This is a genomic window from Novilysobacter selenitireducens (assembly GCF_020026895.1).
In the GTDB taxonomy this organism is placed as follows: Bacteria; Pseudomonadota; Gammaproteobacteria; order Xanthomonadales; family Xanthomonadaceae; genus Lysobacter_C; species Lysobacter_C selenitireducens.
The window spans coordinates 16,984-32,092 of sequence record NZ_JAINZW010000001.1 but is presented as its reverse complement, the minus strand read 5'-3'; the positions used below and the strand labels follow the sequence as shown (position 1 = coordinate 32,092).

Annotated in this window: 16 protein-coding genes and 1 tRNA gene; 8 read left to right on the top strand and 9 right to left on the bottom strand. The window is 72.6% G+C overall.

Going from position 1 to position 15,109, the window contains the following annotated elements; genetic code table 11:
- Positions 1 to 52 precede the first annotated feature (52 nt).
- The 6 genes from K6753_RS00140 to K6753_RS00115 form a co-directional block, all read right to left on the bottom strand.
- Complete coding sequence (locus tag K6753_RS00140) at positions 53 to 658, bottom strand: HAD family hydrolase (RefSeq protein ID WP_223674166.1); 606 nt, start codon at positions 656 to 658, stop codon at positions 53 to 55.
- A gap of 19 nt (positions 659 to 677) precedes the next feature.
- Positions 678 to 1,784 carry a cell division protein ZapE gene (gene zapE, locus K6753_RS00135; RefSeq protein WP_223674165.1) on the bottom strand — a complete coding sequence of 369 codons (1,107 nt, stop codon included), beginning with the start codon at positions 1,782 to 1,784 and terminating at the stop codon, positions 678 to 680.
- Entirely contained in the window at positions 1,777 to 2,466 is a 690-nt protein-coding gene (locus K6753_RS00130; protein ID WP_223674164.1) for an alpha/beta hydrolase, read from the bottom strand. The genes zapE and K6753_RS00130 overlap by 8 nt, the downstream gene beginning before the upstream one ends.
- A gap of 69 nt (positions 2,467 to 2,535) precedes the next feature.
- Entirely contained in the window at positions 2,536 to 4,293 is a 1,758-nt protein-coding gene (locus K6753_RS00125; RefSeq protein ID WP_223674163.1) for an ExeM/NucH family extracellular endonuclease, read from the bottom strand.
- A gap of 127 nt (positions 4,294 to 4,420) precedes the next feature.
- Positions 4,421 to 4,936 carry a c-type cytochrome gene (locus K6753_RS00120; RefSeq protein ID WP_223674162.1) on the bottom strand — a complete coding sequence of 172 codons (516 nt, stop codon included), beginning with the start codon at positions 4,934 to 4,936 and terminating at the stop codon, positions 4,421 to 4,423.
- 91 nt (positions 4,937 to 5,027) lie between these two features.
- Positions 5,028 to 5,104 (bottom strand) — tRNA-Arg (locus tag K6753_RS00115).
- A 155-nt stretch (positions 5,105 to 5,259) separates the two neighbouring features.
- Between K6753_RS00115 and ubiA the strand changes: the two genes are divergently transcribed.
- The gene (ubiA, locus tag K6753_RS00110) at positions 5,260 to 6,156 is read left to right on the top strand and encodes a 4-hydroxybenzoate octaprenyltransferase (protein ID WP_223674161.1); all 897 of its coding nucleotides are present in this window, start codon (positions 5,260 to 5,262) and stop codon (positions 6,154 to 6,156) included.
- A gap of 13 nt (positions 6,157 to 6,169) precedes the next feature.
- Here the strand turns inward: ubiA and K6753_RS00105 are convergent, their stop codons facing one another.
- The gene (locus K6753_RS00105) at positions 6,170 to 6,967 is read right to left on the bottom strand and encodes a ComF family protein (protein WP_223674160.1); all 798 of its coding nucleotides are present in this window, start codon (positions 6,965 to 6,967) and stop codon (positions 6,170 to 6,172) included.
- Between the two features lie 67 nt (positions 6,968 to 7,034).
- On the opposite strand from K6753_RS00105, the gene bioB reads away from it, so the two are divergent.
- The 6 genes from bioB to K6753_RS00075 all read left to right on the top strand — a co-directional run bounded on the left by bioB (position 7,035) and on the right by K6753_RS00075 (position 12,724).
- Entirely contained in the window at positions 7,035 to 8,105 is a 1,071-nt protein-coding gene (gene bioB, locus K6753_RS00100; protein WP_223674817.1) for a biotin synthase BioB, read from the top strand.
- 3 nt (positions 8,106 to 8,108) lie between these two features.
- The gene (gene bioF, locus K6753_RS00095; protein ID WP_223674159.1) at positions 8,109 to 9,317 is read left to right on the top strand and encodes an 8-amino-7-oxononanoate synthase; all 1,209 of its coding nucleotides are present in this window, start codon (positions 8,109 to 8,111) and stop codon (positions 9,315 to 9,317) included.
- A 12-nt stretch (positions 9,318 to 9,329) separates the two neighbouring features.
- Positions 9,330 to 10,109 carry a pimeloyl-ACP methyl ester esterase BioH gene (bioH, locus tag K6753_RS00090; protein WP_223674158.1) on the top strand — a complete coding sequence of 260 codons (780 nt, stop codon included), beginning with the start codon at positions 9,330 to 9,332 and terminating at the stop codon, positions 10,107 to 10,109.
- Positions 10,106 to 11,008 (top strand): malonyl-ACP O-methyltransferase BioC, encoded by a 903-nt coding sequence (gene bioC / locus K6753_RS00085; protein ID WP_223674157.1) that lies wholly within the window; start codon positions 10,106 to 10,108, stop codon positions 11,006 to 11,008. The genes bioH and bioC overlap by 4 nt, the downstream gene beginning before the upstream one ends.
- Positions 11,008 to 12,027: a multidrug resistance efflux transporter family protein gene (locus tag K6753_RS00080; RefSeq protein ID WP_223674156.1), complete on the top strand. Its 1,020-nt coding sequence runs from the start codon at positions 11,008 to 11,010 to the stop codon at positions 12,025 to 12,027. The genes bioC and K6753_RS00080 overlap by 1 nt, the downstream gene beginning before the upstream one ends.
- Before the next feature lie 73 nt (positions 12,028 to 12,100).
- Positions 12,101 to 12,724 (top strand): hypothetical protein, encoded by a 624-nt coding sequence (locus K6753_RS00075; protein ID WP_223674155.1) that lies wholly within the window; start codon positions 12,101 to 12,103, stop codon positions 12,722 to 12,724.
- Positions 12,725 to 12,733: 9 nt separating this feature from the next.
- Here K6753_RS00075 and K6753_RS00070 read toward each other — a convergent pair whose 3' ends face one another.
- Positions 12,734 to 13,174 carry a ketosteroid isomerase-related protein gene (locus tag K6753_RS00070; protein WP_223674154.1) on the bottom strand — a complete coding sequence of 147 codons (441 nt, stop codon included), beginning with the start codon at positions 13,172 to 13,174 and terminating at the stop codon, positions 12,734 to 12,736.
- Positions 13,171 to 14,154 carry a pyridoxal-phosphate dependent enzyme gene (locus K6753_RS00065; RefSeq protein ID WP_223674153.1) on the bottom strand — a complete coding sequence of 328 codons (984 nt, stop codon included), beginning with the start codon at positions 14,152 to 14,154 and terminating at the stop codon, positions 13,171 to 13,173. Before K6753_RS00065 ends, K6753_RS00070 begins: the two co-directional genes overlap by 4 nt.
- Before the next feature lie 133 nt (positions 14,155 to 14,287).
- Here K6753_RS00065 and K6753_RS00060 point away from each other — a divergent pair, with 133 nt between their 5' ends.
- Positions 14,288 to 14,902: a hypothetical protein gene (locus K6753_RS00060; RefSeq protein ID WP_223674152.1), complete on the top strand. Its 615-nt coding sequence runs from the start codon at positions 14,288 to 14,290 to the stop codon at positions 14,900 to 14,902.
- Positions 14,903 to 15,109: the final 207 nt, after the last annotated feature.

The following is a 15,109-nucleotide window of genomic DNA, read 5'->3' as shown; positions in this document are numbered from 1 at the left end:
GCGGTGATGGCGCGCGTGGCCGTGCGGGGCCGCGAGCGAGCGGTCGCCGCTTTCAGGTGGCGTCGGGCGCCTGGCGGTGGCCCCGATACCAGCGCTCATGCGCCATTGCCAGCAACGCGCGGTCTTCGGGCGTGTCGCCGTAGGCATGGATCCGCTCGAAGCGTGACAGGTCGAAGGCATGGCGCACGCGTCGCGCCTTCTCGCCCAGCACGCATTGCGCGCCTTCGAAGCGGCCGGTCAGGCGGCCGTCGCGGTGCTGCAGCGTGGAACACAGGAGGGGCAGGCCGTGCGCATCGCACCACGGCTGCAGGTACACGTCCAAGGCCCCGGACACGACCGCGACCGTGTCGCCGCGGTTGCGGTGCCATTCGATGCGCTGCATCGCGTCGGCGCGCAATCCACATGGCAGCACGTCGCGGGCGAAGGCTTCGCCACGCGCCTGCAGCTCTGCCAGCGGCAGGCCGGTCAAGCCGACGCGCACGATCGCGGCACGCACCGTGGTGCCCGGCACCAGCCCCAGCCGGTAGCCCGCGACCATGGGCGCCAGCAGCGCACCGCCCCAGCGAAGGCGCTCGGGCGGCACCGCGCTTCGGATGAAGGCCGGAAACGTCTCGCCCGTCGTGATCGTTCCGTCGAAGTCGAACAGCGCCAGGTCCATGCGCATGGGCTCCCGTGCGTCAGCCGCGGTGTTCCAGCGCCAGGTACTCGGCCGACTGCATCTCGATCAGCCGCGAGGCGGTGCGTTCGAACGCACCCACCAGCTTGCGGCCGGTGTAGAGGTCGGGCGGCGCGGCGGCGGCGGTGCAGACCAGGTTGACGTGGCGGTCGTACAGCTCGTCGACCAGGTGCACGAAGCGGCGGGCGGGGTCGTCGTTGCTGCCGTCGAACAGTGGGATGCCGCCGACCAGCACGGTGTGGTGCTCGGTGGCGATCTCGATGTAGTCGCTGGCCGCGCGCGGGCCGTCGCACAGCGCTTCGAAATCGAACCACGCGTGGCCCTCGGCCAGCGCGCGCGCCGGGATCAGGCGGCCGTCGATCTCCAGCTGCCCGGCCTGCGCGCCGGGGTCATCCGGGCTGCCGGCGGTCAGCGACGCCCAGCGCTGCGCCAGCCACGCCTCGCTGCCGTCATCCAGCGGCGTGCGGTAGACCGGCGAGCGGGTCAGCTCGCGCAGGCGGTAGTCGGTGTCGCTGGCCAGTTCGAGTACGACGCAGTGGCGCTTGATCTGCTCGATCGCGGGCAGGAACCGCTCGCGCTGCAGGCCGTCCTTGAACAGGCCGTCGGGCGCGATGTTGGAGGTGGTGACCAGCGCCACGCCTTCGGCGAACAGCCGCTCCATCAACCGGCCCAGCAGCATCGCGTCGCCGATGTCGTTGACGAAGAACTCGTCCAGCACCAGCACCCGCAGGTCGCCGCCCCAGTGCCGGGCAATGGCCTTGAGCGGGTCGGACTCGCCTGCATGCGACTTCAGCTGCGCATGCACCTCGCGCATGAAGCGGTGGAAGTGGGTGCGGCGCTTGGCCTCGAAGGGCAGCCCGTCAAAGAACAGGTCGACCATGAAGGTCTTGCCGCGGCCGACGCCGCCCCACAGGTACAGCCCCTTAGGCGCCGGTCTGGTCGCGCCGCGCAGGCGGTCGAGCAGCCCCTGGCGCGGCGGGTCGAGCAGGGCGTCATGCAGGCGGTCGAGCTCGGCCAGCGCCGGGTGCTGGGCGGGGTCGTCGGTGCAGTCGCCGCGCTCCACGCACGCGGCATAGCGGGCGCTGGGCCGCGGCGCGGCCTCAGTCATCGGGCATCGTCGCCACGGCCGGCAGGTAGGGCCGCACGCCGTTCTTCACCGCGCCGCGCAGGTCCATCAGGCGGCGGTGGAAGAAGTGGCTGGTCTCGGGCATGCGCACCAGTTCGGGCGTGTTCTTCAGGCCCTTGAGGCCGTCCAGCCACGCGTAGACGGCGGCCGGGTCGACGATCTCGTCGGCCTCGCCCTGGATGACGAGCCATGGGCAGTCCGGCGGCGTGATGGCGTCGAACTCCCAGCCGCGGCCCGCGGGCGGTGCGATGGAGATCAGCATGTCGGGCTTGAGTTCGGCGGCGACCTTCAGCGACACGTACGCGCCGAAGCTGAAACCGGCCAGCCACAGTTGCGCGTCCGGGCGCTGGCGGCGGACCCACGCCACCACCGCACGCAGGTCGTCGGCCTCGCCGTTGCCGTCGTCGAACGTGCCCTCGGACTGGCCCACGCCGCGGAAGTTGAAGCGCACCGTGGCCGCGCCGGACTCGCGCAGCGCGCGCGCGGCAATCGTCACCACCTTGTTGTGCATGGTGCCGCCCTCGGTGGGCAGCGGATGGCACAGCACGGCCACCAGCGGGCGCGCGTGGGCCTCGGCGGCCTCCACGATGACTTCGATCGCGCCGGCAGGGCCGTCGAGCGTCAGCGGCGTGGATTCTTCGGTCGGGAAGACGGGTTCGGTCATCCGTTCATCATACGGCGCGGTGTGGAAGGAGCGTGTCGGCGGTCACGGATCGCGCCGCGTGCCGGCTGCTCAGGGCGCCAGGTCCAGGCCCAGCAGCAGAGGGTCGTGGTCGGAGCTGCGCCACGGCGTGCCCGCGCTGTCGGGGTTGCGGTAGCCGGCGGCGCGCGGCTCGTCGGCATTGGCATGCCAATGGGCGGCGCCGCGCAGGCGGCCGGCCAACGCGGGGCTGAGCAGGGCGTGGTCGAGCCGGCCGCGTTCGCCGTCGTAGCGGTAACTGTAGGCGTCCGGGTGGCCTTCGAAGGCGTCCCTCCAGCCAGCCTGGCGCAGCCACGCGACAGGCGTTTCCTGTCCGTAGGCGTTCAGATCGCCGAGGATCGCGACACGATCGCCGCCGGAACCGGTCGGGTCGGTCTCGAGCCACGCGTGCAGGCGCTGCGCCGATTCGAGCCGGGTGGCGTTCCAGCAGGCCGCGCCGTCGGCCTGGTCGGCGTCCGCCCCGGCGGCATCGCCACAGCCCTTGGACTTGAAGTGGTTGGCGACCACGACGAAGGGTCCGCCTCGCCGGCCGTCGTCGCCAAGGGCGACGAACGCCTGCGCCAGCGGTGCGCGGCTGAGCGTGTCGAACGGCGCCTCGGTGAGCGTGGCCGGCGTACCCACCGTTCGCACCCGGTCATGGCGATAGACCAACCCGACCCGGATCGCATCGCTGCCCGGACCCTGCCCGGCATCCACGGCCCGCCAAGGGGCACCGTCGAGGCCGGCGTTGAGCGCATCGACCAGTGCATTCACTGCAGACCCCGCGCCGTGGCCGTCGTTCTCCAGCTCCATCAGCGCGGCCACGTGCGGGTCCAGCGCGCGGATCGCAGCGACCTGCTTGCCCAGCTGGCGGGCGAACTCGTCGGCCGTGCGCGCGCCGCGTTCGCTCGGGAAACCTCCGCCGCGGCCGTCGCCGTTGAACAGGTTTTCGACGTTGAACGCGGCCAGCCGCGTATCGCCGGCGACCTGCGGCGGTGCGGGCCGCGGCGCGGCCGTCAGGCGCGGCGGTGCGGTCAGCTGTATGCGGTGATCGCCGAAGCGGTGGTCGACGACCCCGGTGACATCGTCCAGCGTGCTGCCGGCGCGGGCCCGGGCGACGGCCCGAGGCAGCGGGCCGGTGTCGAGCGGCAGGTCCTGGCCGAGGCGCCCGTCGTCCAGCACCAGCCGCCGCTGGCGGTTGGCGTCGGCCAGCGCCACGGCGTCCGCACTGCCCGGCGCGGCGCGCTCGACCGGCTCCCACAGCGGGCCGTCGAACGAAAGGACGAGTTCGCCGCGACGGGCGGCATCGTCGGCGCTGGCCAGCGTCAGGGGCGCTTCGATCCGGACGGCCATGCCCTCGAAGGCTTCCCACGCGTACGGCGCGGCGACCATCGTCGCCGGGGCCATGGCCCCCGTGCCCAGCGCCTCGACGCGCAGCGGCTGCAAGGTGGTCAGCGAGGCGCCGTCGCCGGTATCGAGCTCCAGGGCCGTGCCATGCAGCCGGACCCGTTGGCCCACGCCGGGGAGCGGTCCGATGCCCGGGGCCGCGGCCACGAACAGCGCATCGGAGGTGGCCGGGTCGCCATCGCCGGCGTCCTGCACGAACACACCGCCGAGCCCGTCGCCGCTGCGGAAATCGGCGGTGACCACGCCTTCGACCCATACGGTGGTGCCGGCGACCGGGCTGCGGTCACCGCTGCCCTGCACCGTGCCGATCGGCTGCACGGGCGCGCCCGGCATCGAGCGACATCCGGCCAGGGCCAGCAGCATGGCGGCGGAAAGGACGAAGCATGGCGGCATCAGTCGGCGCATCGGGATGGGGTCGGGGCGTCGGGAATGGGCGAGCATACGCAGCCACCGTGTTGCGGCAGCGCGAGGTGGACCCCGGACACGAAAACGCCGCCCGGAGGCGGCGTCTTCAAAGCGGCGCGGGGCGCGCTTACTGCAGGTTGTCGACCATCCAGTCGACCGTGGCGATGACCTGCTCGTCGGTCAGGGCCGGGTTGCCGCCCTTGGGCGGCATCACGCCAGCCGCGCCGGTGTAACCCTCGATGGCGTGGCGGTGCAGCGTGTCGGCGCCCTGGGCGATTCGCGCGGTCCACTGCGCGGCGACCAGCGTGGGGGCGCCACCGGCACCGGAGGTGTGGCAGCCGGCGCAGAGGTTGTTGTAGATCACCTCGCCGTCGAGCGTGCCGCCGTAGGCGACCTGCGCGGAGGCGGCAGCGGCGGCGGCGGCCTGCGCGGCAGCCTGCGCGGCGGCACCGGTGCTGCCGGCATACACCGCACCGATCGGCGCGATGCGGCGCTGCGTGCGCTCGGCGGCGCGAGGGTCGACCTCCGGCGGCAGCTGGCCGTGGAGGAGGATCGCTCCGATGATCAGTCCGAGGGTGACCAGCACCAGGAAGCCGATCACCATCGAGAATTTCTTGAGGAATTCGAGGTCGTAGTTGCGCACGATCCACCTGTTGGCGCGCCGGGCGCGGCGCGTGAAGCCATCGACGAACGCCAGCCGCTACACGGACCGTGCCCCGCACACGTGCAGGGAATGGCGCGCCCGGAGGGATTCGAACCCCCGACCAATGGCTTCGGAAGCCACTACTCTATCCGGCTGAGCTACGGGCGCCTGGCTGAGATCCGCGCCGGCCAAGCCTGTGGGCTCGGTCCGCGCGGGGCTGGCATTCTAGCGGCAAATGCGCGATTGCGCGCTGCGCGGCGGCCCGGTCCGCGTCCAGCCGGCCCTGTACGCGCTGCCTGCGGCGCCGCCACCACGAGAACCCGATGACCGTTCCCCCCGACCACACCGCTTCCGCGCCCGTCTGGCGCGACCGCCTCGCGCTGTACTGGCAACTGGTCCGCGGCGACCGCCCAATCGGCTGGCTGCTGCTGCTGTGGCCGACCTGGTGGGGCCTGTGGCTTGCGGCCGAGGGCGTACCACCGTTGTGGACGCTGGTGGTGTTCAGCGCCGGCGTGTGGCTGACGCGCTCGGCCGGCTGCGTGATCAACGACTACGCCGACCGCTGGCTGGACCCGCACGTCGAGCGCACCAAGGGCCGGCCGCTCGCCACCGGTGCGGTGCGCGGACGCGAGGCGCTGGCGGTGTTCGCCGTCCTCATGCTGGTGGCGTTCGCGCTGGTGCTCACGCTCAACCGGCTGACCGTGCTGCTGAGTTTCGTCGGCATCGTGCTGGCCGCCAGCTATCCCTATCTCAAGCGCTACACCCACCTGCCGCAGGTGTACCTGGGGCTGGCGTTCGGCTGGGGCATCCCGATGGCATTCGCGGCCATACGCGGCGAGGTGCCGGCGGTGGCGTGGCTGCTGTACGTGGCCAATATCTTCTGGGCGACCGCCTACGACACCTGGTACGCGATGGTCGACCGCGAGGACGACATCCGCATGGGCAGCAAGTCCACGGCGATCCTGTTCGGCGAGCTCGATCTGGTCGCGCAGGGCGTGCTGTACGCGCTGTTCCTCGCGGCAATGGTGCTGGTGGGCCAGCGCGCCGAGCTCGGCGTGTACTACTGGACCGGCGTCGCGGTGGCGGCGGGTCTGGTCGCGTGGGAGTTCTGGATCGCCCGCGGCCGCGAGCCGGCGCCGCTGTTCCGCGCGTTCCTGCACAACCACTGGGTGGGCGCGGCGGTATTCGCCGGGATCGCGCTGGACCATGCGCTCGGCTGAGCGCCAAGTCCGCTCACGGCACCCGCGCGCAGACCCATGCATCGACCCGCTGCACCCCGGCGCGCTGCAGGGCGCGGACGGCGGCATGCACCGTGGCACCCGTCGTCATGACGTCGTCGAGCAATGCGACGTGGGCGGGGATATCGCCGGTGTCGTCCACGCGGAACGCGCCGCGCACGTTGCGGCGGCGCTGCACGGCGTCCAGGCGGGACTGCGGCGGCGTTGCGCGCACGCGTTCCAGCAGATCGCTGCGCAGGGGCAGCGCGAGGTGGCGCGCCAGCGGCCGTGCGAGTTCCAGGGCCTGGTCGTAGCCGCGCTCGCGCAGGCGGCCGTGGTGCAGCGGCAGGGGCACGAGTGCGTCGGGCCGATCGGCGTCGACCAGGCAGGACGCCATCAGTTGCGACAGCAGGCGGCCGGCCGCGAGGTCGGCATGGAACTTCAGCCGCGGCATCAGCCGGTCCAGTGGCGTGGCGTAGCGAAAGGCGGCGATGCATTGCGTCTGCGGCGGCGGGCGACGCAGGCATGCACCGCAGGTCAGGGCATCCCCATCCGTAGACGTGCATCCGTTGGCGACCGTTCCGTCGCGGCCCCCGCCACCCAGGCCATTGGCGGCCCCCGGCAACGGCAACCCGCAGCGCACGCAGGCGGAGCGGTTCCACGGCAGCGCGGCGGCGCAGGCCGCGCACAGGTCCAGTCCAAGGTGGCCGGCCTCGCCGCAGAGCAGGCAACGGGGGCGCCAGATGCGGCGGGCCAGCCGGGTGCCGAGGCCGTCAACCGGGAACGGGGGGCTCAGGTTGACAGCGTCGGGCATGCTTTCCAGACTGCCGCTCCTGCCTTGCCGTGTCCGTCGGGAAACCCCCATGCCTGCCGTCAGTGAGATGCCCGCGCGCACCGCGGCCCCCGCCATCGACCCCGCCACGCCGCCGCGCCACGACTGGTCGCGCGCCGAGGTGCTGGCGCTGCTGGAGCTGCCCTTCAACGACCTGCTGCACCGCGCCGCCAGCGTGCACCGCGCGCATTTCGACCCGGCCGAGGTGCAGGTCAGCACGCTGCTGTCGGTCAAGACCGGCGGCTGCCCCGAGGACTGCGGCTACTGCCCGCAGGCCGCGCGCTACCACACCGGCGTGGACGCCACGAAGCTGATGTCGACCGACGCGGTGGTGGAGAAGGCGCGCCAGGCCAAGGCCGCCGGCGCCAGCCGCTTCTGCATGGGCGCGGCGTGGCGCTCGCCCAAGGACCGCGACATCCCGAAGGTCGCCGCGATGATCGCCGAGGTGAAGGCGCTGGGGCTGGAGACCTGCGCGACCCTGGGCATGCTCAGCGGCGACCAGGCGCGCGCGCTCAAGGATGCCGGGCTGGACTACTACAACCACAACCTGGACACCGCGCCGGAGTTCTACGGCGAGGTGATCCACACCCGCGAGTACCAGGACCGGCTGGACACGCTGGCGCACGTGCGCGACACCGGCATGAAGACCTGCTGCGGCGGCATCGTCGGCATGGGCGAGTCGCGCGGCCAGCGCGCCGGGCTGTTGCAGACGCTGGCCACCCTGCCGGCGCACCCGGACTCGGTGCCGATCAACCGGCTGGTGCAGGTCGAGGGCACGCCGCTGTCGGGCACCGCGGAACTCGACCCGTTCGAGTTCGTGCGCACCATTGCCGTGGCGCGCATCCTGATGCCGCGTTCGATGGTGCGACTGTCGGCCGGGCGCGAGTCGATGTCCGACGAGCTGCAGGCGCTGTGCTTCCTGGCTGGTGCCAACTCGATCTTCTACGGCGAGAAGCTGCTGACCACCGGCAACCCGGACACCGAGCGCGACCTCGCGCTGTTCGCGCGCCTGGGGCTGCGGCCGATGCAGGTGGTCGAGCAGGGCAGCACGGTGCACGCCGACGTGCTGGAGCCGGTGTCCGCCCAAATGCCGGCTGGCCGGCCCTGCGCGGCTGCCTGAGCCATGGCGCGCGCGCACTGGCGTGAGCGGGTGCAGGCCGCGCGCGTGCAGCGCGAGGCCGACAATCGCGTTCGCGTGCGGCGCAGCGTCGAGCACCGCGACGGCGCGCGCTGCACCGTCGAGGGCCGCTCGCTGCTGAACTTCTGCGGCAACGACTACCTCGGCCTGTCGCAGCACTTCGCCGTGGTCGGCGCGCTGCAGGACACCGCCGCGCGCGAGGGTGCCGGCGGCGTCGGCTCGCACCTGGTCTGCGGCCACCACGCCATCCACGATGCGCTCGAGCGCGAACTGGCCGACTGGCTCGGTGCGCCACGTGCGCTGCTGTTCGGCAGCGGCTTCCTCGCCAACCTTGCGGTGCTGCAGTCGCTGCTGGGCGACGACGACGTGTGCGTGCAGGACCGGCTCAACCACGCCAGCCTGATCGACGCCGCGCGCCTGGCCGGATGCCGCCTGCGCCGCTACCCGCACGCCGACCCCGAAGGCGCGATCCGCCAGCTGCGCACCCTGCCCGAGGGCCTGGCGATGGTCGCCACGGATGGCGTGTTCTCAATGGACGGCGACATCGCGCCGTTGCGCGAACTGGCGCTGGTCACGCGCGTGCAGAAGGCGATGCTGTACGTCGACGATGCGCACGGCATCGGCGTCGTCGGCCCCGACGGCCGCGGCAGCGTCGCCGCCGCGCGGCTGGGGCCGGACGAGGTGCCGCTGCAACTGGCCACGCTCGGCAAGGCGCTGGGCGGTTACGGCGCCGCCGTGGTCGGCGAGGCCGACCTGGTCGAGCACCTGGCCGAAACCGCGCGACCGTACGTCTACACCACCGCACTGCCGCCGGCGCAGGCCGCCGCGACGTTGGCCGCCGTCAAGCTGGCGCGCAGCGAACACTGGCGCCGCGAGAAGCTGGTCGAACTGACTGCGCGCTTCCGTGAGCGCGCGCGCCGGTTCGGGCTGGTGCTGCTGGACTCCGACACGCCGATCCAGCCGGTGATCTGCGGCACCGACACGCGCGCGTTGTCGATGGCCGCCACGCTGGAACGGGCCGGCCACTGGGTCGCCGCGATCCGCCCGCCCACCGTGCCCGAAGGCCGGGCGCGGCTGCGCGTCACGCTGTCGGCGCTGCACACGGTGGCCGAGGTCGACGGGCTGGTCGCCGCCATCGCCCAGGCCCGCGACCGCGCCGAGGCGGAAGCCCGCATCGCCGAACTGGCGCGCTGAGCGGTCGCCGCCATGCACATCGAGACCACCGGGCACGGCCCCGGGCTGATCCTCATCCACGGCTGGGCGATGCACGGCGGCCTGTTCGCGCCGCTGGTGGAGCGCCTGCGCGACCGCTTCACCTTGCACGCGGTCGACCTGCCCGGGCACGGGCACGCGGCCACCAGTGACACGCCGCTCGAACCCAAGCGACTGGCGGCCGAGTTGGCGGATCGCCTGCCCGATGCCGTCTGGCTGGGCTGGTCGCTGGGCGGGCAGGTCGCGCTGCGTGCCGCGCTCGACCATCCGTCGCACGTGCGCGGACTGGTGATGCTGGCGTCCTCGCCGCGCTTCGTGCGCGGCGACGGCTGGCCGCACGGCGTGTCGTCGACGCTGTTCCGCGATTTCGGCGAGGCGCTGGAGCGCGACTTCCGCGGCACGCTCGACGGCTTCCTCGCGCTGGAAGCGCTGGGATCGGCCAGCGCGCAGGTGGAACTGCGCAAGCTGCGCGCGCAGGCCTTCGAGCGTGGCGAGCCGTCACCGCGCGCGTTGCAGGAGGGCCTCGTGCTCCTGGACGAGATGGACCTGCGCGACGAGCTGCCGCGCCTGCAGGTGCCGAGCCTTTGGCTGTCGGGGCGACGCGACCGGCTGGTGCCCGCCGGCGCGATGGCCGCGTCCGCCGCACTGGCGCCGGGGGCGCGCAGCGTCGTGATCGACGAGGCCGGGCATGCGCCGTTCCTTGGCGCGGCGAATACCGTCGCCGCTGAAGTGATCGGGTTCATGCGCCAGGTCGCCGACGGGGTCGAGGCATGACCGACATCCTGTTCGACCACCGCCAGGTGCGCCGCTCGTTCTCGCGCGCCGCACGCCACTACGATGCCGCCGCCGCGCTGCAGCGGGAGGTGTCGTCGCGGTTGATGGAATCGCTGGACTACCTCGACGACCCCGCGCGCGCGCTGCCGCCACCGCAGGTGGTGGTGGACGTCGGCGCCGGTCCGGGCCATGCGTCGGCCGCCATGCAGAAGCGCTGGCCGAAGGCGCAGGTGGTCGCGCTCGACCTGGCGCTGCCGATGCTGCAGGCCACGCGCGCCAACGCCGGCGGCTGGCGGCCATTCGCGCACCGCCCGCACCCGGTGTGCGCCGATGCGCGTGCGCTGCCGTTGCGCGAGGGCAGCGTCGACGTGCTGTTCTCCAACCTGTGCCTGCAGTGGGTCGAGGACCTGCCGGCGGTGTTCGCCGGGTTCCGGCGCGTGCTCAAGCCCGGCGGGCTGATGCTGGTGTCCACGTTCGGACCGGACACGCTGCACGAGTTGCGCAGTGCGTTCGCGCAGGCCGACGACGCCCCGCACGTCAGCCTGTTCCCGGCCATCGGCCAGTTCGGCGACGCGCTGGTGGCGGCCGGCTTCAAGGACCCGGTGCTGGACCGCGACGAGTTCGTCCTGCACCACGACGACCTCGGCGGGCTGATGCGCGAGTTGCGCACGTTGGGCGCGACCAATGCCATGGTGCAGCGTCGTCGCCACCTCACGGGACGCAGCCGCTTCGCGCGAGCCGACGCCGCCTACGAACGCGCCCCCGACGGCCGCCTGCCGGCGACGTGGGAGGTGATCTACGCGCAGGCCTGGGGCCCGCCGCCGGGTGCGCCGATCCGCACGGGCGGCATCGACGAAGTGCGCGTGCCGGTGTCGTCGATCCCGGTGCGCCGTCGCTGATGACGCGCACCCACCGCCAGACCGTGCTGCTGGCCGTGGCGATCTCGCTGGCGTCCGCGCTGTTCTTCACGAGCACCTACGTGCTCAACCGCGCCGCGGCCACCGGCGGCGGCCACTGGTTGTGGACCGCGGCGCTGCGCTACCTGTTCACGCTGCCATTGCTGTGGCCGGTGATGCGCTGGCAGGGCGGCAGCGCGCCGGTGTGGCGCGCCATCCGGCGGCATCCGGGTGCATGGCTGCTGTGGAGCGCGATCGGTTTCGTCCTGTTCTATCTGGGCCTGAGCTTCGCCGCCGCGAGCGGGCCGGCGTGGCTGGTCGCGGGCACGTTCCAGTTGACGGTGATCGCCGGGATGCTGGTGTCGCCGCTGCTGTACCGCGGGCGCGGCGACCACCGCGCGCGCATTCCGCGGCTGGCCATGGCCGCCGGGCTGGTGGTGATCGCCGGCGTGCTGCTGATGCAGTTCGGCCATGCCGGCGGCGCGCTGGATCGCGCGGGGTGGATCGGCCTGGTGTGCGCGGCCGTGGCCGCATTCGCCTACCCACTCGGCAACCGCGGCCTGCTGCTGCACCTGGAAACCCATGCGGCCGATGGCGAGCCGGAGCTCAATGCCACCCAGCGCGTGTTCGGCCTGACGCTCGCCAGCCAGCCGCTGTGGTGGGCGATTGCCGCGGTGGCGTGGACCACCGTCGGTCCACCCACGATCGGGCAGGCATGGCTGGCCGCGGGCGTATCGGTGGGCGCGGGCATCATCGCCACGGTGCTGTTCTTCCAGGCAACCGGCATGGTCCGCAACGATCCCGTCGGCCTGGCCACGGCCGAGGCGATGCAGGCGGCGGAGATCCTCTTCGCCACCGCGATTGGCGTGCTGTGGCTCGGCGAGGCGTGGCCGCAGGGCGGTGCGCTGGCGGGGGTCTGGCTGGTGATGGTGGGCATCGTGGCCTTCAGCTGGATGGCGACGCGCGCCGTCGCGCACGATCCCCTCGCCGTGCGCGAGCTGCGCAGCGAGCGCGGTGCGTGAGGCGGGGTGCATTGGCCGGTGTTCATCGCCGGGGCGCTAGATTCCGACGGGATTCTTTCCAGGGATGCAGGCGATGAAGCGGATATCGAAATGGCGCGGCGCTGTGGCGGCGACCGTCGTCGCGGCGGCCCTGGCGGGCGGCACGGTGTCGGCGCAGTCCGGCGGCTTGCAGGACTGGGGTTTCGATCCGTCCGTACTGGCGGCCGACGGCCGCGACCTGCTGCAACGCGCGCCCGACCCGGCGGTCGATGGCCTGTTCCAGGCCGTGCATGCCAGCGCGCAGGACCCGGCCGATGCGGGCGTGATGTGCGCGCTCTTCGACCCCGCTGCCGATCGCAGCCTGGAAGGCCTCAACGCGACTGCCGCGCGGCTGGGCGAGGCGTCGCGGCTGCGGTTCGCCGACGCCGCGGTCAACGTATTCGTCGCCGCCGCGCAGAGCCCGCCGCAGCCGTTCGACCGCGCCCAGGCGACGCAGTGGCTGAAGGCCGCCGGCGTGCGCGCGTCGTTGCTGCACGACGGCTTCGTGGCCGGCCTCAACGGTGGCGACCATGCCCAGCGCTGCGATGCAGTAGGTGCCCTGCTGGATGTACTGGCCGACCGTCCGGTGGCGGAGCGGGCCGCGGTAACCCGCCTGCTGCTCGGCGAAGGCTTGGCCTACGTGGCCGGCGACGGCACCGGGGCGATGCCGCTGCGGTGAGCGTGCGCGCTACTGCGCGGTCTCGACCTGCTCGATCCAGTGCTCGAGGTTGTAGTAGTTGGTGACGCGCCGGATCAGGTCGTCGCGCACGTCGAAGAACGCACCGCCCGCCAGCACGTAGCGCTGCCCACGCGCTTCGGGCAGCCCGGCATCGCTGGCGAGGTACTCGCCGTGCACCACGTATTCGGCGGCAACGCGGTCGCCGTCGGGCGTGGCCATCAGCACGATGTCCTGAAGTTGCTCGCGGTAGCTCGCCTGCATGCGCCGTAGGAACGCGGTGAACGCCTCGCGGCCCACTTCGCGCGGGCCCTGGTTGAGGTCGTGCACGACGTCGTCGCCCAGCACGGCGAGCATGCCGTCCCAGTCGCCACGGTTGAAGGCGTCGTAGTACGCCTGCACCAGCGCGATGGCGCGGTCGTGGCGGCGGCGGCCGTGTCCGGCGTCGGTCATGCGGCATCTCCCAAGGTGGCGAACAGGGACGGCAGGGCGTCGGGGTCGACATTGCCACCCGACAGGATGATGCCGACGCGGCGGCCGGCGAAGCGTTCGCGGTGGGCCAGCACCACGGCCAGCGGCATCGCGCCGGACGGCTCGACCACCAGCTTCATGCGCGTCCAAAGCAGGCGCATCGCCTCGACCGCGGCGGCATCGTCGGCAAGCAGGACCTCGCGCACGTGCTCGCGCAGGATGGGAAAGGTCAGCGTGCCCAGTTCCGCGCGCAGGCCGTCGCAGACGGTGTCGGGCACGCGCCCGGTGATGCGCGTGCCCGAGGCCAGCGAGTCGTGCGCGTCGCACGCGCCGGTGGGCTCGGCACCGAACACCTCGATGCCCGGGTCGATGCCGTGCGCCGCGATCGCGGTGCCCGACAGCAGGCCGCCGCCGCTGACCGGCGCGACCACCGCGTCGAGCCCCGGCGATGCGGACAACAGTTCCAGCGTGGCCGTGCCCTGGCCGGCGATCACGCGCGCGTCGTTGAACGGGTGCACTAGTTCGCCACCGGTCTCGGCCAGCACCTGTGCGGTGGCGGCATCGCGCGCGGCCTGCGTGGTGTCGCAGGGCACGATGCGCGCGCCGTAGCCCTCGATCGCCGCAAGCTTCACCTTCGGCGTGCTGCGCGGCGCGACCACCGTCACCCGTGCGTCCCGCAGCCGCCCGGCCAACGCGACCGCGGCGCCGTGGTTGCCGGAGCTCTGCGTCACGATGCCCCGCGCCAGCGCGGCCTCGTCCAGCGAGAACACCGCATTGCACGCGCCGCGGAACTTGAAGGCGCCCGCGCGCTGCAGGTTTTCGCATTTGAAGTGCAGCTCGCAGCCGGCGATCGCATCGAGTGCACGCGAGCGCAACACCGGAGTGGCATGGGCATGCGGCGCGATGCGTGCGGCCGCGGCGAGGATGTCCGTGAAGCCCGGCGGCGTGTCGGCGTGGGTCATGCGGCGCACAGCGTAGCGCAGCGGGTCGTCGGGATTGGCGGGGCTGAAGCGTTCAGCGGCATGACGGAAAGATTAAGCGCGAGTTCAATGGCTTACGACCACTGTGGGGCCCTACCCAAGGGGGGTTCCCGACATGATCCGCAAGCTTCTCCTGCCGGCCGTGGCGATCGCGCTGCTCGGCGGCTGCGTCACCGGCTACGACTACCGCGGCGGCCGCGGCGACTATTACTACGGCCAACCCAACACCGAATACCGCTACCACGGTTACGGCCAGTACGGGTACGGCTATCCGTACAGCAGCCGCTACTACGGTCGCGGCTACTACGGCTACCCGTACAACTACGGCTACCCGTACGGCGGCTACAACCCGTACTACCCCGGGTATGGCGGTGGCTATTACCCGCGTCCGCCGATCGTGGTGCGTCCGCCGCGCCCGGGCCACCCGGGGCACGGAGATGGCGACGACGACAATGACCACCGCCCGCCCCGCCACGACGACAACGATGACCGCTCGCCCTGGCGCAACCTGGACGACCTGCGTCGTCGCAAGCAGGGTCCGGAGCCGGGCATCTCGCGTCGTGTCGAGCCGTCGCAGCCGATGGCGCCGATGCCGCGCCCGGCCGTGCGTCCCTCGTCCCCGGCGCCACGCCCGGCAGTGCAGGCGCGGCGGTCGTCGGGCTCGTCGATGGGCGACCGGCTGCGCGAGGTCCGCTCGCGGAACGAGTCGCGCGAAGTCGAGCCGCGCTGACCGCTGGTCGGAAACTGGGGTGCCGGTCGCTTGCGTTGCCGGCCCGCCGGTCGCAATCTACGGTCACTGACCGGATGCGTCGCATTCCGACCCATCCGGCAGGTCAGCGTCACCTGCCACCCGCAAGCGTCGATGTCGGCGCCCGGCGAGGAACCCACGGATCCCCCCTGTTCCGTCCTTGTCGGGCGTCGGCGCCTTGCCGGCCCG